Below are 20,820 nucleotides of genomic sequence, written 5' to 3'. Positions count from 1 at the left end.
GCGCCTCGGAGAGCACGCCGCGGCGCGAGCGCGGTTCGCCACGCGCCTGCCCCGCCTCCGGGCAGAGGCGGCCGCAACCCGGCGACCGCACGGTGGACCGCCGCGCCCGCGAGGCATAGTCCACGCGAAAACGTGGAATCCCCTGGACGTGGTTTGGGCAGGGGTGTGCTTCGTCGTCGTGGTGTTCGCGGTAGCGGCCACGGCGATGTGGCGCCGTGCCCGTCGCTCCGACGCGTCAGTGTCGCGCCGTCTGTCGCGGGCGTCGTCGTGGGCCGGCTTCGTGCTCGCGGCGGTGCCCAGCACGGTGTGGCTGGTCCTGTGGCTCTCCGGCGGTGAGCCGAAGGCGCTGATCGGTCTCGCGGGACTGGTGCTGTCGGCGGCTCCGGTGGTCGCCGGGTACCGGTGGCCGCGCCTGGTCGTGCCGTCATTGGTCCTGTGTCTCCTGGCTTCGATGGGGATGGCTGTCGCCTGGCAGCACCTGTTCGTGTTGCTGCCGCTCGCGCTCGCGCTGACTGGGGCCTGGCTGCTCGCCCTCGCCCTGCACGTGCGGTCCGGTACTCACGCAGGTGCAGGCGAAACCCCAGTTCAACGGCGGGGTGCGACCCGCTCGTGACCGAAGCTACCACGAATCTCGAACACCCGTTCGACCGATCGGGTGAACCGGCGAAAACTAAATCTCGGGCCCGGAAACTGTCGTACCCTCGAACTACTGTTCGACCTCATCGACGCAGTCCATCCCGAGGAGGTCTCGTGACCACCGCCGCCACACCCGAGGAAAGCCTCGTCGCCGAGGCACTCACCGACACCGAACTGCCGCCCGGCCGCTGGATCGGGCGGATGTGGGTCTCCGACGATCCGCTGGCCGACCCCGGCCGGTACCGGGCCTGCATCGCCGGTTTCGACCGGTCGGGACTGTGGCCCGTGCTGATCCCGCACGACCCGCGTTTCGCCGCGACCGGCGAGGACTGGCTGACCGATCGCGGCCGTCTCGCACCCGCCGTCCACCGCGTCGGCAACGTCGACGTCGCCGCCACGCTGGCCCGATGGTGGGACCCGTTCTGCTGCCCGGACGGCACCGGGTGCCTGCGGCCGTACAGCGCCGGTTTCCCCGGGCTGGCGAAGAAATCCCAGCTGCGGGTGGACCCGCTCGCCGAAGCAGGCAACACCGGCTCGATCCTCGTCCGGCGCGCGCCCCACCGCCTCGGCCTGGTGCCGGTCGAACGGCCCGCCGACGTCCCCGCCGCACTCGGCTGGACGGGCATGATCAAGTCCACGGACGAGGTCGCCGCCGTGTCCGCGGTCCTGCGCAGCTGGGAGGACCGGTTCGGGGCGACGCTCATCGTGCTCGGGTTCGACGAGCTGGAGCTCTCGGTCGCGGCGCCGCCGCGCAACCAGAACCGCTCGCTCGTCCTCGCCGCCGAGCACCGCGCGTTCAGCCTGCGCAGCTTCTCCGGGCAGCCGGGCACCCTCCGCGAGTACGCCGCGGGCCTGGTGCACCGGCGGCACTGGAGGTTCTCCTGGGACTGACGGAGTTGAGGAGGTCACCATCGCCGAAATCCGGGTGGGCACCTCGGGCTGGCGGTACCCGCCGTGGCGGGGCACGTTCTACCCGAAGGGCCTGGCGCAGCGCCGCGAGCTGGAGTACATCTCGCGGCAGGTGAACTCCGTGGAGATCAACGGCTCGTTCTACTCGCTCCAACGCCCGGAGCGGTACCGGGCCTGGGCGGAGCAGACGCCGGACGACTTCGTGTTCGCCGTGAAGGGCGGTCGCTTCATCACCCACATGAAGCGCCTGGCCGACACGGAGACGCCGCTGGCGAACTTCTTCGCGTCGGGGGTGCTGGCGCTGGGCCACAAGCTCGGGCCGATCCTCTGGCAGCTGCCTGCGAACTTCGCGTTCGAACCCGGACGGTTCGCGGAGTTCTTCGCGAGCCTGCCCCGGGACACCCGGGCGGCCGCGGAACTGGCCCGCAAGCACGACGACAAACTGAAGGGAGAGGCCCACACCGAAGCCGGGACGAACCGGCCCCTGCGCTACGCGCTCGAACCGCGGCACCCGAGTTTCTCCTCGGACGAGTGCCGGAAACTCTTGCAGGACAACAACATCGCACTGGTGGCGGCCGACTCCGCCGGCACCTGGCCGAGTTTCGGGGAGGTGACCGCGGACTTCGTCTACGTCCGCCTGCACGGCGACGAGGAGCTCTACGCGAGTGGCTACACCGACGAGGCCCTGCAACGGTGGGCAGGAAAGATCCGCCGCTGGCGGCGGACCGGCGGCGGGAAGACGCGGGACGTGTACGTCTACTTCGACAACGACATCAAGGTGAAGGCGCCCGGCGACGCCATCGCGCTCGCGACCCGGCTGGGGGTCACGAGCCGCCCGATCGACCTGCCGTCCTGACAAGCCGACCGGGCGTCCTGAACAACGGGTCAGGCGCTCTTCGCCTGGGCGCGGTGCTTGCCCTCCGCGAACTCCTCGACCAGCTTGCTGCAGAAGGCGGGCAGGTCGTCCGGCTTCCGGCTGGTGACGAAACCGGAGTCGGTCACGACTTCCTCGTCCACCCACTCGGCACCGGCATTGCGCAGGTCGGTCTGCAGGGACGGCCAGGACGTCATCCGGCGGCCGCGCACCACGTCGGCCTCGATGAGGGTCCACGGGGCGTGGCAGATCGCCGCGACGGGCTTCTGCTGCGAGAAGAACCCGCGGACGAAGCGGACGGCGTCGGGGACGGTGCGGAGGAAGTCCGGGTTCGCCACACCGCCCGGCAGGACCAGCGCGTCGAAATCGTCCGGCGAGACGTCCGTGACGACCTTGTCGACCGGGAACGTGTCGGCCTTGTCGAGGTGGTTGAACGCCTGGATGCTGCCCGGCGAAGTGGACACCAGTTCCGGCTGACCGCCCGCGTCCTGGACCGCCTTCCAGGGCTCGGTCAGTTCAACCTGCTCGGTGCCCTCCGGTGCGACGACGAAGGCCACTCGCTTACCGGAGAGTGTGTTCGCCACGATTGCACTCCTTCCGTTCCGGGGATTCAGCGATGAACTACCCGCGTCCGGGCGGGCGTGAAACATGCGGACGTACGATGAGAACAAGCCGATCGGGTGGCAGTCGGAGGGTTCGATGACGAGCACGACGGCCGGCGAAGGCCCTGGCCACGGCCCGCATTTCGTGCAGGCCGTCGGTCGCGCGTTCGCGATCCTGCGGTGTTTCGGGGCGGACCACCCCGCGCTGACGGCGAGCGCGGCGGCCAAGCGGACGGGACTGGACCGTGCGACCGCGCGTCGGTTGCTGCTCACCCTCGCCGACCTCGGGTACGTGCGTTACGACGGGCAGGCGTTCCGGCTCACGGCGCAGACTCTTGACCTGGGGTACTCCTACCTGTCCGGGCTCGCCCTGCCCGAGATCGCGCAGCCGCACCTGCACGATCTGGCGCATCGGCTGAACGAGACGGCTTCGCTGGCCCTGCTCGACAGGGGCGACGTGGTGAACCTGGCCGTCGTGCCCGGGCAGCGGCACGCTCCGCCGACCCTCGCCGTCGGCGCGCGGCGGCCCGCCCACGTCACCTCCAGCGGGCAGGTGCTGCTCGCCGCGCTGCCCGAAGACGAGCTCACGCGGCGGCTCGACGCGCTGCCGGACATCGCCGGGCTGCCGAAGGAGATCGAGCAGGTCCGGGAACGCGGGTGGGCCATGGCCGAACACGACGTCGACGACGACCTGCATGCGATCGCCGCTCCGGTGCGGCACCGGCGCGGCCGGGTGCTCGCCGCGGTGACCGCCTCGGTGCACCCGGATCGGCTCGGGCATGGCCTGGTCGAGCGGGACTACGTGCCCGAGCTGCTGCGCACGGCGTGGTCGATCGAGGCGGATCTGGCGAACCTGCCCGAGGGGTAAGCGTCAGTCGAAGCTGATCCAGGACTTGCCGGCGACCGACTGCACCGACGCGAACGCCTGCGCGGCCTCTTCCAGCGGGAACCGCGCCTGCAGCACCTTGCCCGGCCGGACCTTGTCGCGGTTGAGCAGGCCGACGGTCGTCTCGAAGTCGACCGGGTGGTCGTAGATGAGCGAGCCCTTGAGGGTGTGCTGGCGGTAGACCAGGTCGGCGGTGGTCAGCTCCAGCGGGCGCGAGTTGATGCCGACGAGCAGGGCGGTGCCGCCGCGGCGCAGGCGTGCCAGGCCGGCGCGCAGGGCTTGCGGGACCCCGGAGGTTTCGAAGAGGAGGTCGAACTCGCCGTCGACGCCGGTCTCGGCGCCGAACGACTGGGCCAGTTCGGCGCGTCCCTCGTGTGGTTCCTGGACCGCGACCGTCGCGCCGAGCGCCCGCAGCGCCAGGCACAGCAGCAGACCCTGTGAGCCGGCACCGACCACGAGGACCCGCTGACCAGGCTCGACGCCGGACCGGCGAATCGCCGACCGCGCGACGGTCAGCGCCTCCGCGCAGACGAGGTCCTCCAGCGCGACCGTCTCCGCCGCGGGCCAGGCGAACTCGGCCGGGACCGCCACGTACTCGGCCAGCAGACCGGGGTGGTTCATGCCGACGATCACCCGCTCGGTGCACGCGGAGGTGAAACCGGCGACGCACGCCGCGCACCGGCCGCAGCAGTAGTTCGGCTCGATCGCGACCTGCTGGCCGACCACGCGGTCCGCCACGTCCGCCCCGACGGCCACGATCTCGCCGACGCCCTCGTGCCCCATCAGCCACGGCCGCTCGGGCACCTCGCGAGCGCCGCGGTAGACGCCGAGGTCCGACCCGCACAGGCCGAGGCCCCGCATGCGCACGAGAACCTCACGTGGCCCGATCTCGGGTTCCGGCAGGTCGACGAGCCGCATTACCTCGGGCTCGGCCAGCACTACGGCCTTCATTCACTACCTCCACATGTCCGCACCTCGCATGCTAACCGCTAATTAACCAGTTAGTCCATTAGCTGAGGTTGGGTTCGGCGCATTGGGCGGTGGAGCTGGTTCGCGGGAGGGGCGATCGGGGGGCGCGCAGGCAGGCCCGCGCGGCGATCGATCTGGCTGGACGGCGGGGCAGGCACGGTACGCCGATCGGGGAGGACCTCGATCGTGGACTGGGCAGTCTCGAATTGGCTCACATGGCGGGCTGCCACTGGCCCACAGCGCCTGCGCGGGTTCGTGCTCCGCAGCGTGCGAGGATGCTTGCTGTGGATGAGCACCTGGTCTACGCGATCCCCCTGCGGAACCGGTTCCGCGGAATCACCGTGCGCGAAGGGGTGCTCCTGCGCGGCCCCGCGGGCTGGGGGGAGTTCTGCCCGTTCGCCGACTACGACGACCGCGAAAGTGCGCCCTGGCTCGCGGCCGCGGTGGAGGCCTCCCAGCTGGGGTGGCCGGCTCCGGTGCGGGATCGGGTCGAGGTGAACACCACCGTGCCCGTCGTCGGGGCCGACGCCGCCTACGAGATGGTCGCCGCGTCGGGGTGCCGGACCGCCAAGGTCAAGGTCGCCGATCCGCGTGCGTCCATTGTGGAGGACTGCGAGCGGGTGGCGGCCGTCCGGGACGCGCTCGGGCCTGGCGGGGCGATTCGCGTCGACGCGAACACCGCCTGGGACGTCGACACCGCGGTGAAGGCGATTCGCGAGCTGGATCGTGCCGCGGGTGGGCTCGAGTACGTCGAACAGCCGTGCCCGTCGATCGATGAGCTGGCCGCCGTGCGGCGGAAGGTGGATGTGCGCATCGCGGCGGACGAGTCGATCCGACGGGCCGAGGATCCGCTTCGGGTGGCGGTCGCGAACGCGGCCGACGTGGCCGTGATCAAGGTCGCTCCCCTCGGCGGTGTCCGCCGGGCGCTGGAGGTCGCCGAGGCCGCCGGACTGCCGTGCGTGGTGTCGTCGGCGGTGGAGACCAGCGTCGGGCTGGCGGCGGGCCTCGCGCTCGCCGGGGCGCTGCCCGAGCTGGAGTTCGCCTGCGGCCTGGGCACGATGTCCCTCCTCACCGACGACACGACCAGTCACTCACTGTCCCCTGTGGACGGTTACCTGCCGGTCCTGCGGCAGGCGCCGGAACCGGACCGCGCAGCCGAAACCGCCGCGGACGAGGCCACCGCGAAGGCTTGGCTCGATCGCCTCCGTCGCGTCGAGGGCCAACGGTAGACGCAACGTCCGACGCGGGTTGAATCACCGCGCCGTGCTCTGCGTGCGAAGAGGCGGCCAACTAGCGCACCGACAGCTAACTGTCCCCTATGGACGGTTACCTCCCCGTCCTGCGGCAGGCGCCGGAACCGGGCCGATAGACACGACGGAACTGCGGCTCCGCAGTGCCGCGGTGTGGGGCGAGCCAAGCCAGCGCCCCACACTGCGATCGACAACCGGCGGGCTAAGCCACTGCCTCGTCTGCGTCCGCGGACGCGGCCAACGAGCGCACGGGCAGCGTCTCGAACGCCGCAGGTGGCTCCCGCCAGGTCACCGGCTCTCCGGACCGCACGGCGCGCCACACGCGCTGCGGTGTCAGCGGCATGTCGATGTGCCGCACGCCCAGATGAGCCAGCGCGTCGATCACCGCGTTCTGCACCGCCGGCGTTGAACCCACCGTCGCCGACTCGCCGATTCCCTTGGCGCCCAACGGGTTCCGGTCGGTCAACGTCTCGGTGTTGCTGACCTCCAGCGTCGGCACGTCGGCGGCCGTGGGGAGGTGGTAGTCGGCGAAGGTCGCGGTCACCTGGTTGCCGTCCTCGTCGTAGGAGACCTGCTCCCACAACGCCTGCGCGATCCCCTGCACCGCGCCGCCGTGCTGCTGCCCGCGCACGATCATCGGGTTCAGCACGCGCCCGCAGTCGTCCACGGCGATGTGCCGCAACGGCTTCACGAAGCCCGTCTCGACGTCCACCTCGACCACCGACACGTGCGCCCCGAACGGGAACGTTGCCCCGCCCGGCTTGAAGTCCGTCGTCTCCAGCAGCGGGCGGCCCTCCGCCGCGGCGGCCTCGGCCAGCTCCGCCCAGCCGATCGTCGCCTGCGGGACCCCCGCCACGCCGAGCCGCCCGTCGGTCAGCACGATGTCGTCCACGCCCGCCTCCAGCCGCGACGCGGCCAGCTCGCGGGCGCGCTCCAGCACCAGGTCCGCCGCCTGCCGCACCGCGCTGCCGCCCACCTGCAGCGAACGCGAACCGCCCGTGCCGGCGCCGCGCGGCACCGCGGCCGTGTCCGACTGCACGAACTCGACCGACTCCAGCGGTATCTCCAGCGCGTCGGCCACCAGCATCGCGAACGACGTCGCGTGGCCCTGCCCGTGCCCGGACGTGCCGACCTTGATCGCCGCCGTTCCGTCCGCCCGGACCTCCACCGACGCGAACTCGCCGCTGCCGCCACCGGTGATCTCGACGTACGCGCTCACCCCGATCCCCAGCAGCCGCGACTCGCCGGCCGCGATGCGCCGCCGCTGCTCGGCCCGCAGCTCGTCGTAACCCGCGACCTCCAAGGCCTTCCGCAGCGGCAGGTCGTAGTCGCCGCTGTCGTAGCTCGCGCCGCTGAACGTCGTGTACGGGAACTCCTCCGGGCGCAGGAAGTTGCGCCGCCGGACCTCCGCCGGATCCATGCCCAGCTCCGCCGCGGCCAGGTCCATCAGCCGCTCCAGCATCGCCGTCGCCTCCGGACGGCCCGCACCGCGGAACGCCCCGACCGGCGCGGTGTTCGTCAGCGCCGCTATCGCCGCGTAGCTGATCTTCGGGATCCGGTACACGCCCTGCGCCATCGTCCTGGTCGGACCGAGCGCCAGCCCGCCGCCGAACCCCGCGTACGCACCCGCGTCGCCGACCACCCGGCAGCGGAGGCCGACGATCGTCCCGTCGCGCCGCAGCCCCAGCTCGCCGTACTGCACCTGCGCCCGGCCCTGCGGCGAGGCCTGCAGGTTCTCCGACCGCGTCTCCGTCCACTTCGCCGGCCGCCCGAACCGCCGCGCCGCCTCGATCACCACCGCATGCTCGGCCGTGACCCCGACCTTGCCGCCGAACGCGCCACCCACGTGCGGCGCCACCACGCGGATCCGGTCACCGTCGAGGCCGAACAGCTTCGCCGCCGCGGCCCGGAAGCCGTGCGGCATCTGGGTCGACACGTAGACCGTCAGGTCGAACTCGCCGTCGCCGGGCAGGGCGACGATCGCGTTGCCCTCCATCGGCGCCACCGCCAGACGCTGGTTCTCGATCCGCGCACGCACCACGACATCGGCGTCGTCGAGCACCTCGTCGCCCACGGCGTCCCGCTCACCGGCCGCGATGTTCGAGCCGATTTCCGGGAACTGCAGCGGCGCGCCGTCGTCCAGCGCCTGCTCGGGGTCGACCACTGCGGGGAGCGGTTCGTAGTCCACATCGACCAGTTCGAGCGCGTCCACCGCAGCCGCCGCGCTTTCCGCGACCACGGCGGCCACCGGCTCCCCGGCGAAGCGCACCCGGTCGGTGGCCAGCGCGTACCGCTTCGCCCGCGGGTTGAGGTCCATGAACACCGGTAGCTCGGCCAGGTCGAGGTCCGCGGCGGTGAGCACCGCGATCACCCCCGGCGCCGCGGCAGCCTCCGCGGTGTCGATGCCGTTGACCAGCGCGTGCGCGAACGGCGACCGGACAAAGGCGACATGGCAGACGCCCTCGAACTTCAGGTTGTCGACGAAGGTTCCACGACCACGCACCAGATCCGGGTCCTCGACCCGCCGGACCTCGGTGCCGAGCAAAGATCCCGCCATGTGACCGACCTTAACCGCCCCGGAGCACCCTGGCCCAGAGGTTTCCGGGTGCGCTCGGGGTTCGTCCCCGATGCGCTCACCACCCACCGCGGCCGACGATGGGGACATGACGAACACAGCGACCACCACGAAGCTCCGCCGCAGCTCCACCGACAAGATGATCGCCGGCGTCGCCGGTGGCTGGGCCCGGCTGCTCGGCGTCGACGCGGCCATCATCCGCATCGTCCTCGTCGCCGCGACTCTGCTCGGGTTCGGCGCGCCGATCCTGCTCTACGCGATCTGCTGGATGCTCATGCCGCAGGAGTAGCGCAGCACAAAGCCCGGATGCGCGGTGCGCACCCGGGCTTTCGCCGGACTGGTGGATCAGAAGTCCATGCCGCCCATGCCACCGGTCGGGTCGCCACCCGGAGCGGCAGCAGCCTTCTCCGGCTTGTCGGCGACGACGGCCTCGGTGGTCAGGAACAGGCCCGCGATCGAAGCCGCGTTCTGCAGCGCCGAACGGGTCACCTTGGCGGGGTCGATGACGCCGGCCGCGACCAGGTCCTCGTAGTCGCCGGTCGCCGCGTTCAGGCCGTGGCCCTCCGGCAGACCCTTGACCTTCTCCGCCACGACGCCGCCCTCGAGACCGCTGTTGACCGCGATCTGCTTGAGCGGAGCCTCGACGGCGACCTTGACGATGTTCGCACCGGTCGCCTCGTCACCCGAGAGGCGCAGGCCCTCGAAGGCAGCCTTGGACGCCTGCAGCAGGGCCACGCCACCACCGGCGACGATGCCCTCCTCGACGGCGGCCTTCGCGTTGCGAACGGCGTCCTCGATGCGGTGCTTGCGCTCCTTGAGCTCGACCTCGGTGGCGGCACCGGCCTTGATGACGGCCACGCCGCCGGCCAGCTTGGCCAGCCGCTCCTGCAGCTTCTCGCGGTCGTAGTCGGAGTCCGACTTCTCGATCTCGGCGCGGATCTGGTTCACACGGCCCTGGATCTGGTCCGCGTCGCCGGCACCCTCGACGATGGTCGTCTCGTCCTTGGTGATGACGGCCTTGCGGGCCTTGCCCAGCAGGTTCAGGTCCGCGTTCTCCAGCTTGAGGCCCACGTCCTCGGAGATGACCTGGCCACCGGTCAGGATCGCGATGTCCTGCAGGATGGCCTTGCGGCGGTCACCGAAGCCCGGAGCCTTGACGGCGACGGACTTGAAGGTGCCGCGGATCTTGTTGACGACCAGGGTGGCCAGGGCCTCGCCCTCGACGTCCTCGGCGATGATCAGCAGCGGCTTGCCCGACTGCATGACCTTCTCCAGGACCGGCAGCAGGTCCTTGACGTTCGAGACCTTCGAGCCGAACAGGAGGATGTACGGGTCCTCCAGGACGGCTTCCTGGCGCTCGGCGTCGGTGACGAAGTAGCCCGAGATGTAGCCCTTGTCGAAGCGCATACCCTCGGTGAGCTCGAGCTCGAGGCCGAAGGTGTTCGACTCCTCGACGGTGACGACGCCTTCCTTGCCGACCTTGTCCAGCGCCTCGGCGATCAGCTCGCCGATGGTGCGGTCCGCGGCCGAGATCGAGGCGGTGGCAGCGATCTGCTCCTTGGTCTCGACCTCCTTGGCGGCCTTGTGCAGCTGCTCGACGACGGCCTCGACCGCCTGCTCGATGCCACGCTTGAGGGCGATCGGGTCGGCACCGGCGGCCACGTTGCGCAGACCTTCGCGCACGAGCGCCTGGGCCAGCACGGTGGCGGTGGTGGTGCCGTCACCGGCTACGTCGTCGGTCTTCTTGGCGACTTCCTTGACGAGCTCGGCCCCGATCTTCTCCCACGGGTCCTCGAGCTCGATCTCCTTGGCGATGGAGACACCGTCGTTGGTGATCGTCGGCGCGCCCCACTTCTTTTCGAGCACGACGTTGCGGCCACGGGGGCCAAGCGTCACCTTGACGGCGTCGGCCAGGGTGTTGAGTCCGCGCTCAAGCCCGCGGCGGGCGTCCTCGTCGAACGCGATCAGTTTGGCCATTGGGGTGTTGTCCTCCGGTAGTGGTCGCTGCCATGACCTGCTTCAGGACTGGCAGCAGGACACTTAGCTCGGCCAGGCTCGGTGCCCGCGACGGACGACCTGCTCGGTGTTCCGAGCCGGCCTCACCGTCCCGACCATTGGTGCGTTGGCACTCGACACCGCCGAGTGCCAACGCCTGTTTAGCACTCTCCGGGGGCGAGTGCAAGAACCGCACGTCAGGGGCTCGGTTTGATGGAGATCGTCGCGGGCGGCGGGCCGCCGCCGGTGGACTGGCCGGTCGCGCCGCCGGTGGGACCGACGGGGATGTTGGGCGCGGTGGTCGGCGCGGGCCCGGAGCCGCCGCCGCGATTCACCAGAACGAGGGTCACGACGACCGCCGCGACGACGACGAGCCCGGCCAGGCCCGCCCACAGCCACTTGAGGCCGCCACCCTTCTTCGGCGGCTGCTGCCCGTAACCGTAGGGCTGTCGCTGGGGCCAGCCCGGATTCCACGGCTGGCCCTGCGGGGCGTTCGGGTGGAACTGCGGCGCCGGCATGCCGGGGTGGCCGTACGGGTTCCCGGGCGGCTGGTGGCCGGGCGGGCCGTAGGGGCCCGGCTGGCCGGGGCGCCCCTGCTGATCGCCGTGGCCCTGCGGGCCGCCGGGACCGGGCTGGTGTCCTTGGCCGGGGTGGCCACCGCTGTGGACGGCGCCTGGCTGACCCGGCTGACCGCCGGCCTGGCCGATGCCCGAGGCACCAGCGCCCGGCTGCCCCGGACCGGGCTGCCCAACGCCCTGCCCAACGCCCTGGCCGACGCCGGGGCCACCGGTGCCCGGTTGCACGCCCGGACCGGGCTGCCCAGGTTGACCGGAGCCCGGCTGTCCGCCGGCCTGGCCGGCGCCCGGGCCACCAGCGCCCGGCTGCCCCGAGCCCGGCTGGCCGGCACCCTGGCCTGCGCCGTGCGGGCCGGGGTGGCCGCCCGGCTGTCCCGGCGGGTACGGCTGCATGCCGGCCTCCCGTGTCGCGACCTGGGGCGGCCCCGGCGGCGTCGTCGAGGCGGCGGCCGGGCCGAGGGCCTTGCGCGCCGCCGTGATCAGCTCGACGCAGTTGTCGTAGCGGTCCGCCGGGGCCTTGGCCATGCCCTTGCGTACGACCTCGTCGACGGCGGAGGGCAGCCCGACCACGCCCGACACCGCGGGCGGTTCGACGGCGAGGTGCCCCTTGATGACCGTCGGCACGTCGCCGCTGAACGGGGGCTGCCCGGTGAGGCACGCGTACAGCACGCACGCCAGCGCGTACTGGTCGGTGCGCCCGTCCAGTGGCTCCCCGCGCAGGTGTTCCGGCGCGGCGTAGGTCGGCGACCCGAGGAAGTCGCCACCACGGGTGCGGTGACCGGTCGCGCCGCGCCGGGTCAGCCCGAAGTCGGCGACGTAGACGTGCTCGCGCGCCGACTCCCGGCTGGTGACCAGCACGTTGGCCGGTTTGACGTCGAGGTGGACCAGGCCGCGTTCGTGCAGGCAGTCCAGCGCGTCCGCGACCTGGTCCAGCAACCGCAGGGTGCGGTCGGGGGAGATTGGTCCGTCCGCGATGAGACTCGCCAGATCCGCCCCGTCGACGAGGCGCATGGCGATGTAGAGCATCCCGTCGAGCTCACCGAAGTCGTACAACGGCACGACGTTCGCGTGATCCACGGCGGAGGTGTTGCGCGCCTCGTCCACGAACCGTTCGCGGAACTCGGCGTCGGCACCGAGGTGCTCGCCGATCACCTTCAAGGCCACCTTGCGGCCGAGCCGCACGTCGGTGGCCTTGTACATGACGCTCATGCCACCCTTGCCGAGCACTCCGTCTATGCGGTAGTTGCCCAGCCGGCGACCGGTGAGGTCCCCCGACACATCGCCTGTCACACGGGGCAGCCTACTGCCGGCTTCCACAGCGACGCGAAGCGTCTCCGTTGAGGGTGGTGGCGGGGAAGCGGCCGCCCCCTAGGACACTTTGCGGACGTCCGCTGCCTGTGTCCGGCCGTCCCGGCCGGCCTCGATCTGGAACTCGACTTGATCGCCCTCGTCCAAAGTGCGGAATCCGTCCGACTGGATGGCCGAGTAATGCACGAACACATCAGGTCCCTCGGGGGACGCGATGAACCCGTAGCCTTTTTCGGAATTGAACCACTTGACCGTGCCAACAGCCACGGTTTCCTCCTTGCGAAAACCACCGAGAGCCGTGCCCGCCCGGCTCCCGAAGTGGAAGTCACGGTACCGGAGAAACGCGAAGGATCAATAAGATTCAGCGAGATTTACGCGCTTGCACCAAAAGCGTGCCCGGTCCCGCGAAGTCGATCATGAGCCCGTCGCCCGTCCGGATCGACTGTTGCCCCGAAGGATCCAACGCCCGCAGGCGGCACTGGACGCTGTCCGGGTAGGCCAGCAGGTGCCCCGGCCGGACGGAGATCAGCTCGCCCGCCGCGAGCTGGAACTGGTCCACCGGCCCGGCGCAGGCGAGCACGAGCGGGCCCGTCCCGCTGTAGTGCTCCAGGAACCCGTGCTCGGCGCCGAACATCGCCTGCAGGCCCGGCCACGAGTCGGCGCGCACCGACGCCGGGCGGGCGAGCACGGCCTGCCGCGCCACGCACCAGCCGGTGCGGCCGTCGAACTCCAGCGGGTAGACGTCGCCGGCTTCGGCGGGCGCGAGGTCGAGCCAGCCGCCTTCCTTGGGCGCGGTGAACACCGACGGCGACTTGCGGCCGCCGCCCACCTCGGTGAGTCCGAAGCTGCTCGCGAACATCGACTCGCCCCGTGCCTGCACGGCTTCGCCGGGACCCAGGATCACTCGGGCGACGCCGAACGCTGGCGTGTGCCGGGTGCGGACCTGCATGCCTCCCCCTCCAGATCAACGAGCGGGGGAAGTGTTGCACGGCCACCCCGGCGAGGCAGGATGGTCCGCGTGATTTCCGTCGACACCTACCGCGCCGCCGTCACCGAGCTGCTGGGCACCGCCCCGGCGACCGCGCTCCCGCTGGCCGAGTGCCCCGGGCTGGTGCTGGCCGAGGACGTCCCCGCCGGCGTCTCGCTGCCGCCGTTCGACAACTCGGCCATGGACGGCTACGCGGTGCGCGCGGTCGACGTCGCGTCCGCCACCGCCGCGACCCCGGTCGAGCTGCCGGTCGCCGAGGACATCCCGGCCGGGCGCACCGACGTGCCGCCGCTGCTGCCGGGCACCGCGCACCGCATCATGACCGGCGCGCCGATGCCGCCGGGCGCGGACGCGGTGGTGAAGGTCGAGGACACCGACGGCGGCACCGAGAAGGTGTCGATCCGGGAGCCGGCCGCGGTCGGCACGCATCTGCGCCGCACGGGCGAGGACGTCACCGCGGGCACGGTCGCGCTGCATGCCGGCACCGTCCTCGGGCCGGCGCAGCTCGGGCTGGCCGCCGCGGTCGGCCTGGACCGGCTGACCGTGCACGCTCCGCTGCGGGTGCTCGTGGTGTCGACCGGTTCGGAGCTGGTGACCCCGCCCCAGGAGCTGCGGCACGGGCAGATCTACGAGTCGAACAGCATCATGCTGGCCGCCGCGATCCGTGCGCTGGGCTGCCGGGTCGAGGTGGTGCGCAGCGTGGTCGACGACGTCGAGGAGTTCCGGTCGGCCATCGAGCCGCGGCTCGCGGACGCCGACCTCGTGGTGACCTCCGGCGGGGTCAGCGCGGGCGCCTACGAGGTGGTGAAGGACTCCCTGGCCGGCGCCGGCGTCGAGTTCGTCAAGGTGGCCATGCAGCCGGGCGGCCCGCAGGGCAACGGCCGGTGGCACGGGGTGCCGGTGGTGACCCTGCCCGGCAACCCGGTGAGCGTGCTGGTGTCGTTCGAGGTGTTCCTGCGGCCGGCGATCCTGACCGCGCTCGGCCACCGGCAGGTGGACCGGCTGCGGGTGCGGGCGCGGCTCACCGAGTCACTGCGCTCGCCTGCCGGGCGGCGTCAGTTCCGCCGCGGGTTCTACTCGCAGCACGACGGCGAGGTGACCGGCGAGGTCGGCCCGCGCGGCGGACCGGGCTCGCACCTGCTGGCTGCGTTCGCGCAGGCCAACTGCCTGATCGAGCTGCCGGAGGACGTGGTGGACGCGGCGGAGGGCAGCGAGGTGGACGTGCTCCTCCTGCCGACTGGTACCTCAGTGTGACTTCTTGTAACAGTTGGCCTACGACTGGTTACTGATTCGCTTGCGGAGGCTAAGATTCAGCCCCTACGGCACCAGCCCGTCACGCCGGGCCGCTGGGCCGTCGGGGGGTTCAGCGGCCCGGCGCGACGAATCGAGGGCTCGCGCGCAACGCACCAGCGCCACCGCGGTTTCGGTGGACACCAGCCGGGGTAACGGAACGCTGTCGATGTCCGCGCGCCATGCCTGGAACAGCTCGGAAAGGCGCTCTTCGCGGATGCGCTCCGGGGCCGACATGACGGTTCCTCTCTGCTGTTACTACGGTCTGCATCGGCCGTCACCACGAATCGTTAGCAACGCCCGCCCCGCACGGGGGCCCGTTCGGCGGGATGCGGAACGGGCCACGCGGACCTGGCGGTAGCGTGGATACCCGGATCGGCGAATCAGCACGCCTCGCCTGGCGTCACGGACCGGTCACACCTTGGACACGAACCAATCGGGACACCGCTTCGATGAGCAGCACTGCGCCGGACAAGGCGAGCAATCCGATCACCCATGCCCTGAACCTCGCGCGCGAGACGTTGCCGCCCATGCACCCCGCCGGGCGGCCGTTCGTCGCCGGCGGGGTCGCGGCCACGCTGCTGCTGCGGCGGGCCTGGAAGCCGCTGGGCGCTGTCGGCGCGCTGGCGACCCTGGCGACCGCCGCGTTCTTCCGCGAGCCCAAGCGCGTGCCGCCGGAGCGGGACGACCTCGTCCTCGCCGCGGCGGACGGCATCGTCTCGCTGATCGAGGAGGCCACCCCGCCCGCGGAGCTGGGCCTGCCGGCCGAACCGCGGATGCGGGTCAGCGTGTTCCTGTCGGTCTTCGACGTGCACGTGCAGCGCGTGCCCGCCACCGGGGTCGTGGAGCGCGTCGCCTACCGGCCGGGCAAGTTCCTCTCCGCCGACCTGGACAAGGCCAGCGACGACAACGAGCGCAACTCGGTGCTGCTGCGCACCGAGGCCGGGCACGAGCTGGTGGTCGTGCAGATCGCCGGGCTGGTCGCGCGCCGGATCCTGTGCCAGGTCGCCGACGGTGAGAAGGTCAGGGCCGGGGACACCTACGGCCTGATCCGGTTCGGCTCGCGGGTGGACATCTACCTGCCGCCGGGCAGTGAGGTGCTGGTGCGCAAGGGCCAGCGGACGATCGGCGGCGAGACGCCCCTGGCTTCGCTGCCGGAGCGAGGAGCCTGATCATGGTCCGGGTGATGACACCGTCGGTGCGGCTGCTGCCCAACGCGATCACCGTCCTCGCGCTGTGCGCGGGCCTGTCCGCCGCGCAGTTCGCGCTCAACCGGCAGTTCGTGCTTGCGATCGGCGCGATCGGCGTCGCGGCCGTCCTGGACAGCCTGGACGGCCGCATCGCCCGGCTGCTCGACGCGACGTCCAAGATGGGCGCCGAGCTGGACTCGCTGTCCGACGCCATCTCCTTCGGTGTCTCCCCGGCGCTCGTGCTCTACATCTGGTTCGGCGACACCTCGGGCATCGGCTGGATCGTGTCGCTGACCTTCGCCGTGTGCATCGTGCTGCGGCTGGCCCGCTTCAACACGCTCCTGGACGTGGAGAAGCCGCCGTACGCGAAGGAGTTCTTCGTCGGCGTGCCCGCGCCCGCGGGCGGCCTGTGCGCGCTGATGCCGGTGATCCTGACGCTGGAGTTCGGCGAGGGCTGGTGGTCGTCGGCGCCGGTCGTCTACGTGTGGACGGTGGCGATCGCGCTGCTGCTGATCAGCAGGCTGCCGACGCTGTCGCTGAAGTCGGTCAAAGTGCCGGCGAAGGCCGCCGCGCCCCTGCTGGTCGGGGTCGGCCTCGCGGCGGCGGCGATCATCCAGTATCCGCTGATCGCGCTGGCCGTCGCGCTGCTGCTGTACCTGGCGCACATCCCGTACGCCGTGCGGCGCTACCAGTGGCTGGCCAACCACCCCGAGGCGTGGGGCGTGCCGCTGCGCGAGCGCCGGGCGATCCGGCGCAGCACGAGCCGCCTGCGGCTGCGCCGGCCACGGATCCGGGTCGCGGGCAACCAGCGGCTCGGCGTGCGCCGGACGACGGACCACGTGGTGCGCGGGGTGCGCACGTACCCGGCGGCGGAGAGCCAGGACCGCTCGCGGCGCCGCAGCTGGCGCCGCATCGGCCTGCGCCAGCGCAACCGCTAGCTGTATCCGGTCAGGACGTTGGTAGCGGCGTGTCTGGCTGAGTAAACGAGAACCTCCGGTTGGGATGTGGCTTGTCTAAGGCCCACTCCGATCCGGAGGTTCTCGTGTTCCGCGGTAGTGCCCGGCTGACGGTTCACGGTCGGCGACTGATCGTTCAACGCCACCAGGCCGACTGGAAACAGGCCCACATCGCCGAAGCGATGGGCGTGTCCCGCACCTACGTCACCGCGAACGCCGCGGACAGGACTGGATCGGCCTCGAGCTCGGACTCCCACCCCGCACCGTGTCGCGGATCCTGCACCGCCACGAGGTGCCCTACCTGGCCGAGTGCGACCCGATCACCGGCGACGTCATTCGCGCCTCCCGCGCAACCGGCGTCCGTTACGAACGCGAACGACCGGGCGAGCTGGTCCACCTGGACGTCAAGAAGCTCGGCAAGATCCCCGACGGCGGTGGCTGGCGTGTCCACGGCCGCAGCGAACAGGTCCGTGCTCGCGGCATCGGCTACGACTACGTCCACTCACTCCTCGACGACCACTCCCGCCTGGCCTACTCCGAGATCCTGCCCGACGAGAAGGGCTCGACCTGCACAGCGTTCCTACTGCGTGCCGCCGCCTACTTCGCCGATCACGGGATCTCCCGTATCGAGCGCGTGATCACCGACAACCACCTCAGCTACCGACGATCACGCGACATGGCCGCCGCGGTCGCAGCACTCGGCGCAACACACAAGTTCATCCGACCCCACTGCCCCTGGCAGAACGGGAAAGTCGAGCGCCTCAACCGCACCCTGCAGGCCGAGTGGGCCTACCGGCACGCCTTCACCAGCAACGAGGCACGAGCAGCAGCACTTGCAGCCTGGATCGAGCACTACAACACTGAACGCCGCCACAGCGCACTCGGAGGACGACCGCCCATCAGCCGGCTACCAACCTAACGGCCGGATACCGCTAGCGCAGGCCCCGGACGAACAGGTCGAGCTGGTAGCGGAAGTCCTGCACGCAGTCGATCCCGGCCAGCGCGGGCATCACCCGGTGCAGGTTCGGGTGCCGCTGCGGCGTGACGGTGCGGCGGAACCACTCGACGGCCGGCTCCGCCCGTTCGGCGGCCAGTCCGCCCGCGCCGACCAGCACGGCGCCGAACACCATCCCGATCAGCGACCGGTAGCCGCGCGCCGCGTGGTGGTCGTCGAGCCCGGCGTCCAGCAGCGCGCCGAGGATCGCGTCCATCAACCGGACCGCGCCCTCGGACAGCGGGTTGGCCTGCTCGGCGGTGAGGGCGCGGACGACGGCCGGGTGGCGGTTGAGCGTCTCGAACGCGTTCAGCCCGAGGGCGCGCAGCCGCTCGTCCCACGGCAGCCCCGGGTCCGGTAGCTCGACCTGCTCGAAGACCCGCGCCGCGATGCCGTCCAGCAGGTCCTGCTTGTTCGCCACGTGGTTGTAGAGCGACATCGCCTCCACGCCGAGCTCGGCCGCGAGCTTCCGCATCGACAGGCCGGTGAGGCCGTTCTCCCCGACCAGCCGCAGCGCGGCGTCGAGCACCTTCTCCCGCGTCAGCGCCATGCCTTACAGTGTAAGTACTTACAGCGTAAGTCCCTGGGAGGACGCAGATGGACGCGGACGAACTGCTGACCACCACCCGCTCGGTGCGGCGCAAGCTGGACCTGGACCGGCCGGTCGAGCAGGAGGTGATCACCGAGTGCCTGCGCATCGCGATGCAGGCGCCCATCGCGGGCAACCAGCTGGACGCGATCCGCTGGCTCGTGGTCCGGGACCCGGAGCTGAAGGCCCGCGTCGCCGGACCGGTCCGCGAGGTGGGTGAAGCCGCCCAGCGCCAGTACGGCCACCTGGTCCCGCCCCGCTCGCTCGCGTCGGCGAAGTTCCTGCTGGACAACATCCACCGCGTGCCGGCGCTCGTGCTCGCCTGCCTGGCCGGACGACCGGACGGCGGCAACGCCGAGCTGACCGGGTTCTACGGGTCGATCTACCCGGCGATCTGGAGCTTCCAGCTCGCGCTGCGCGCCCGCGGCCTTGGCAGCACGATCACCGGCTACCACCTGTTCGGCCACGAGGCGGAGGTCGCGCGCCTCCTCGGCATCCCCGAGGGCTTCACGCAGGTCGCGTTGCTGCCGGTCGCCTACACGACGCAGAAGGACTTCCGGCCGGCCGCGCGACCACCGGTCGAGGAGATCACCTACCTCGACCGGTGGGGCGCCCGCGTCAGCTGAGTTCCAGGACGGCCTTGCCGCGCAGCCGGCGGCCGAGCAGCGCCGCGGTCGCCTCGGCGTGCCGGGACCAGTCGCCGCGCCAGGTGATCCCGGCGTCGAGGCGGCCCGCGGCCACCTCGGCGGCGAGCCAGGTGAGGTCCTCGGTGAAGTCGGTCCGCGGGTCGGCGAGCAGGAAGAACGTGCTGATCGACCGGTCGTGGCGGCCGTCGGTGGGCACGAACGCGCCGACCGGGAACACGACGTCCTCCCCCGCCGAGTGCCCGACGCTGACCAGCCGGCCGCCGGCGCGCAACGCCTTGAACGCGGCCACCATCTGCTCGCCCTCCACGTTGTCGAGCACGCCGTGGACGGGCCGGCTCACCTCGGCCGGGTGCTTGATCACCTCGTGCGCGCCGAGCGCTTCGAGCACGCTCACCTGAGCCGGGTCGGCGCTGACCGCGACGACCTCGGCGCCCGCCCGCGCCGCGAGCTGCACCGCGAAGCGGCCGACCCCGCCGGACGCCCCCGTGATCATGATCCGCTTGCCCAGGGTCTGCCCGAACCGCCGCAGCACGTGCAGCGCGGTCAGGCCGGCCACCGGGATCGTGCTGATCGCGCCACCGTCCGCCCCCTCCGGCACGGCGCCGATCGCGGTGGTCCGCACGGCCCGCAGTTCGGCCCAGGCTCCGGTCATGCCCAGCGTGATCACGCGGGTTCCGGCAGCCGGTCCCGAACCATCGTCGGCGGCCCGCACCACCACGCCCGTCGCGTCCCAGCCCGGCACGCTTCCCTCGGGCAGCTGGCCGGTGTCCACCATGAAGGCCTCGCCGTAGTTGAGCGAGACGGCCTCGACCCGCACCAGGGCCTCGTCCGGCGCGGGCACCGGATCGGGCGCCTCGGCCAGCGCGAGGCGGGATTCCGCGGATTGGTCGACGACGAGCGCACGCATGTTCTCTCCTCCGAAAGCGATCTTGCGACCATAGTGCCACTGAGTGGCACTTGCCATCAAGGCGCATCAACTAGACTGATCGTGATGACCACGACCGAGCAGTCGCTCCCGCTTCGGGAACGCAAGAAGCTGCGCACGCGCCAGGCGCTGGCCGAGACCGCCGTCGCCATGTTCACCGAGCGTGGCTTCGACGCGACCACGCTCGACGAACTGGTCGACGCGGTCGAGGTCTCCAAGCGGACCTTCTTCCGCAACTTTTCGTCCAAAGAGGACGTCGCGCTCACCGCGATCAAGCAGCTGTGGGAGACCTACCTCGATGTGCTCGCGGAGCAGCCGCCGTCCGGGCCGCTGCTCGGCGTGCTGAAGGACGCCCTGCTGACGACCCTCGGCAGGCTGGACGACCACTGGTACCGGCAGTTCCTGCCGACGGTCCGGCTGACCGAGGGGTGCGCGGCGCTGCACGCGCACTCGCTGCGGTACTGCGCGGAGGTCAAGGCCCAGATCGTCCACATCCTCGGCGGCGGCCCCGATCTCGGGCTGCGGCTGCTGGTCGAGGTCGTGATCGGGACGTGGAACTGCGCGCTGGCCGAGTGGAGCCCGTCCGGCGAGCGGGATCTGCTGCCGGTCCTCGTCAACCGCGCGTTCGACACCCTTCCGGCCGCGCTCGCCCTAGAGTGAGG

21 protein-coding genes and 1 pseudogene are annotated in these 20,820 nt (G+C 71.4%); 12 read left to right on the top strand and 10 right to left on the bottom strand.

Translation table 11 applies throughout. The annotated features are described in order from the left end of the window. Positions 1 to 148: 148 nt before the first annotated feature. From AMYTH_RS0132995 to AMYTH_RS0132985, 3 genes are all read left to right on the top strand, one after another. A complete protein-coding gene (locus AMYTH_RS0132995) occupies positions 149 to 613 on the top strand; it encodes a hypothetical protein (protein ID WP_228685046.1) in 465 nt (154 codons plus the stop codon). Between the two features lie 137 nt (positions 614 to 750). Further along, on the top strand, positions 751 to 1,527 hold the full coding sequence (locus AMYTH_RS0132990) for a DUF4253 domain-containing protein (protein ID WP_027933807.1): 777 nt from the start codon (positions 751 to 753) through the stop codon (positions 1,525 to 1,527). A 34-nt stretch (positions 1,528 to 1,561) separates the two neighbouring features. Next, entirely contained in the window at positions 1,562 to 2,401 is an 840-nt protein-coding gene (locus tag AMYTH_RS0132985; protein ID WP_027933806.1) for a DUF72 domain-containing protein, read from the top strand. 29 nt (positions 2,402 to 2,430) lie between these two features. On the opposite strand, the gene AMYTH_RS0132980 is transcribed toward AMYTH_RS0132985, so the two are convergent. Then, complete coding sequence (locus AMYTH_RS0132980; RefSeq protein WP_027933805.1) at positions 2,431 to 3,003, bottom strand: type 1 glutamine amidotransferase domain-containing protein; 573 nt, start codon at positions 3,001 to 3,003, stop codon at positions 2,431 to 2,433. A gap of 64 nt (positions 3,004 to 3,067) precedes the next feature. On the opposite strand from AMYTH_RS0132980, the gene AMYTH_RS0132975 reads away from it, so the two are divergent. Beyond that, positions 3,068 to 3,889 carry an IclR family transcriptional regulator domain-containing protein gene (locus tag AMYTH_RS0132975; protein WP_027933804.1) on the top strand — a complete coding sequence of 274 codons (822 nt, stop codon included), beginning with the start codon at positions 3,068 to 3,070 and terminating at the stop codon, positions 3,887 to 3,889. A gap of 3 nt (positions 3,890 to 3,892) precedes the next feature. Here the strand turns inward: AMYTH_RS0132975 and AMYTH_RS0132970 are convergent, their stop codons facing one another. Further along, entirely contained in the window at positions 3,893 to 4,858 is a 966-nt protein-coding gene (locus tag AMYTH_RS0132970) for a zinc-dependent alcohol dehydrogenase (protein ID WP_027933803.1), read from the bottom strand. A 293-nt stretch (positions 4,859 to 5,151) separates the two neighbouring features. On the opposite strand from AMYTH_RS0132970, the gene AMYTH_RS0132965 reads away from it, so the two are divergent. Continuing rightward, a complete protein-coding gene (locus AMYTH_RS0132965) occupies positions 5,152 to 6,105 on the top strand; it encodes an o-succinylbenzoate synthase (RefSeq protein WP_037322865.1) in 954 nt (317 codons plus the stop codon). Positions 6,106 to 6,328: 223 nt separating this feature from the next. On the opposite strand, the gene AMYTH_RS0132960 is transcribed toward AMYTH_RS0132965, so the two are convergent. After that, positions 6,329 to 8,683, bottom strand: coding sequence for a xanthine dehydrogenase family protein molybdopterin-binding subunit (locus tag AMYTH_RS0132960; protein WP_027933801.1), 2,355 nt, complete (start codon positions 8,681 to 8,683; stop codon positions 6,329 to 6,331). A 106-nt stretch (positions 8,684 to 8,789) separates the two neighbouring features. Between AMYTH_RS0132960 and AMYTH_RS0132955 the strand changes: the two genes are divergently transcribed. After that, positions 8,790 to 8,990, top strand: a complete 201-nt coding sequence (locus AMYTH_RS0132955; protein ID WP_027933800.1) for a PspC domain-containing protein — start codon at positions 8,790 to 8,792, stop codon at positions 8,988 to 8,990. Positions 8,991 to 9,046: 56 nt separating this feature from the next. On the opposite strand, the gene groL is transcribed toward AMYTH_RS0132955, so the two are convergent. The 4 genes from groL to AMYTH_RS0132935 all read right to left on the bottom strand — a co-directional run bounded on the left by groL (position 9,047) and on the right by AMYTH_RS0132935 (position 13,528). Next, positions 9,047 to 10,678: a chaperonin GroEL gene (gene groL / locus AMYTH_RS0132950; RefSeq protein ID WP_017985290.1), complete on the bottom strand. Its 1,632-nt coding sequence runs from the start codon at positions 10,676 to 10,678 to the stop codon at positions 9,047 to 9,049. 215 nt (positions 10,679 to 10,893) lie between these two features. After that, positions 10,894 to 12,561: a serine/threonine-protein kinase gene (locus AMYTH_RS0132945; RefSeq protein ID WP_209440807.1), complete on the bottom strand. Its 1,668-nt coding sequence runs from the start codon at positions 12,559 to 12,561 to the stop codon at positions 10,894 to 10,896. A 78-nt stretch (positions 12,562 to 12,639) separates the two neighbouring features. Further along, a complete protein-coding gene (locus AMYTH_RS0132940) occupies positions 12,640 to 12,846 on the bottom strand; it encodes a cold-shock protein (protein WP_017985292.1) in 207 nt (68 codons plus the stop codon). 94 nt (positions 12,847 to 12,940) lie between these two features. Next, on the bottom strand, positions 12,941 to 13,528 hold the full coding sequence (locus AMYTH_RS0132935; protein WP_027933798.1) for an AIM24 family protein: 588 nt from the start codon (positions 13,526 to 13,528) through the stop codon (positions 12,941 to 12,943). A 69-nt stretch (positions 13,529 to 13,597) separates the two neighbouring features. Between AMYTH_RS0132935 and moeA the strand changes: the two genes are divergently transcribed. Then, positions 13,598 to 14,821 (top strand): molybdopterin molybdotransferase MoeA, encoded by a 1,224-nt coding sequence (moeA, locus tag AMYTH_RS0132930; RefSeq protein WP_027933797.1) that lies wholly within the window; start codon positions 13,598 to 13,600, stop codon positions 14,819 to 14,821. Positions 14,822 to 14,884: 63 nt separating this feature from the next. On the opposite strand, the gene AMYTH_RS46195 is transcribed toward moeA, so the two are convergent. After that, positions 14,885 to 15,094, bottom strand: coding sequence for a hypothetical protein (locus AMYTH_RS46195; RefSeq protein ID WP_037322861.1), 210 nt, complete (start codon positions 15,092 to 15,094; stop codon positions 14,885 to 14,887). Positions 15,095 to 15,309: 215 nt separating this feature from the next. Between AMYTH_RS46195 and AMYTH_RS0132920 the strand changes: the two genes are divergently transcribed. The 3 genes and pseudogenes from AMYTH_RS0132920 to AMYTH_RS46190 form a co-directional block, all read left to right on the top strand. Further along, the gene (locus AMYTH_RS0132920; protein WP_017985295.1) at positions 15,310 to 16,029 is read left to right on the top strand and encodes a phosphatidylserine decarboxylase; all 720 of its coding nucleotides are present in this window, start codon (positions 15,310 to 15,312) and stop codon (positions 16,027 to 16,029) included. Between the two features lie 2 nt (positions 16,030 to 16,031). Beyond that, positions 16,032 to 16,985, top strand: coding sequence for a CDP-diacylglycerol--serine O-phosphatidyltransferase (gene pssA / locus AMYTH_RS0132915; RefSeq protein ID WP_027933796.1), 954 nt, complete (start codon positions 16,032 to 16,034; stop codon positions 16,983 to 16,985). 124 nt (positions 16,986 to 17,109) lie between these two features. Continuing rightward, positions 17,110 to 17,922: pseudogene (locus tag AMYTH_RS46190) on the top strand (IS481 family transposase); the annotation flags it as partial. A gap of 13 nt (positions 17,923 to 17,935) precedes the next feature. On the opposite strand, the gene AMYTH_RS0132905 reads toward AMYTH_RS46190, so the two are convergent. Next, positions 17,936 to 18,547 (bottom strand): TetR/AcrR family transcriptional regulator, encoded by a 612-nt coding sequence (locus AMYTH_RS0132905; RefSeq protein ID WP_027933795.1) that lies wholly within the window; start codon positions 18,545 to 18,547, stop codon positions 17,936 to 17,938. A gap of 47 nt (positions 18,548 to 18,594) precedes the next feature. On the opposite strand from AMYTH_RS0132905, the gene AMYTH_RS0132900 reads away from it, so the two are divergent. Then, a complete protein-coding gene (locus tag AMYTH_RS0132900; RefSeq protein WP_027933794.1) occupies positions 18,595 to 19,212 on the top strand; it encodes a nitroreductase family protein in 618 nt (205 codons plus the stop codon). Here the strand turns inward: AMYTH_RS0132900 and AMYTH_RS0132895 are convergent. Further along, positions 19,205 to 20,140, bottom strand: coding sequence for a zinc-binding dehydrogenase (locus tag AMYTH_RS0132895; protein ID WP_027933793.1), 936 nt, complete (start codon positions 20,138 to 20,140; stop codon positions 19,205 to 19,207). The two genes, AMYTH_RS0132900 and AMYTH_RS0132895, sit on opposite strands and share 8 nt — an antisense overlap. An 84-nt stretch (positions 20,141 to 20,224) precedes the next feature. Between AMYTH_RS0132895 and AMYTH_RS0132890 the strand changes: the two genes are divergently transcribed. Further along, positions 20,225 to 20,818 (top strand): TetR/AcrR family transcriptional regulator, encoded by a 594-nt coding sequence (locus AMYTH_RS0132890; RefSeq protein WP_027933792.1) that lies wholly within the window; start codon positions 20,225 to 20,227, stop codon positions 20,816 to 20,818. Positions 20,819 to 20,820 lie beyond the last annotated feature (2 nt).

It is taken from the genome of Amycolatopsis thermoflava N1165 (genome assembly GCF_000473265.1).
Lineage (GTDB): Bacteria > Actinomycetota > Actinomycetes > Mycobacteriales > Pseudonocardiaceae > Amycolatopsis_E > Amycolatopsis_E thermoflava.
The sequence above is the reverse complement of the archived record's forward strand: the minus strand, read 5'-3'. Positions and strand labels throughout refer to the sequence as shown.

Coding starts and splice junctions, on each gene's coding strand:
- AMYTH_RS0132975 (WP_027933804.1), top strand. CDS start 3,068: ATGCGGACGTACGATGAGAACAAGCCGATCGGGTGGCAGTCGGAGGGT.
- AMYTH_RS0132970 (WP_027933803.1), bottom strand. CDS start 4,858: ATGAAGGCCGTAGTGCTGGCCGAGCCCGAGGTAATGCGGCTCGTCGAC.
- AMYTH_RS0132965 (WP_037322865.1), top strand. CDS start 5,152: ATGCTTGCTGTGGATGAGCACCTGGTCTACGCGATCCCCCTGCGGAAC.
- AMYTH_RS0132960 (WP_027933801.1), bottom strand. CDS start 8,683: ATGGCGGGATCTTTGCTCGGCACCGAGGTCCGGCGGGTCGAGGACCCG.
- AMYTH_RS0132955 (WP_027933800.1), top strand. CDS start 8,790: ATGACGAACACAGCGACCACCACGAAGCTCCGCCGCAGCTCCACCGAC.
- groL (WP_017985290.1), bottom strand. CDS start 10,678: ATGGCCAAACTGATCGCGTTCGACGAGGACGCCCGCCGCGGGCTTGAG.
- AMYTH_RS0132935 (WP_027933798.1), bottom strand. CDS start 13,528: ATGCAGGTCCGCACCCGGCACACGCCAGCGTTCGGCGTCGCCCGAGTG.
- AMYTH_RS46195 (WP_037322861.1), bottom strand. CDS start 15,094: ATGTCGGCCCCGGAGCGCATCCGCGAAGAGCGCCTTTCCGAGCTGTTC.
- AMYTH_RS0132920 (WP_017985295.1), top strand. CDS start 15,310: ATGAGCAGCACTGCGCCGGACAAGGCGAGCAATCCGATCACCCATGCC.
- pssA (WP_027933796.1), top strand. CDS start 16,032: ATGGTCCGGGTGATGACACCGTCGGTGCGGCTGCTGCCCAACGCGATC.
- AMYTH_RS0132905 (WP_027933795.1), bottom strand. CDS start 18,547: ATGGCGCTGACGCGGGAGAAGGTGCTCGACGCCGCGCTGCGGCTGGTC.
- AMYTH_RS0132900 (WP_027933794.1), top strand. CDS start 18,595: ATGGACGCGGACGAACTGCTGACCACCACCCGCTCGGTGCGGCGCAAG.
- AMYTH_RS0132895 (WP_027933793.1), bottom strand. CDS start 20,140: ATGCGTGCGCTCGTCGTCGACCAATCCGCGGAATCCCGCCTCGCGCTG.
- AMYTH_RS0132890 (WP_027933792.1), top strand. CDS start 20,225: ATGACCACGACCGAGCAGTCGCTCCCGCTTCGGGAACGCAAGAAGCTG.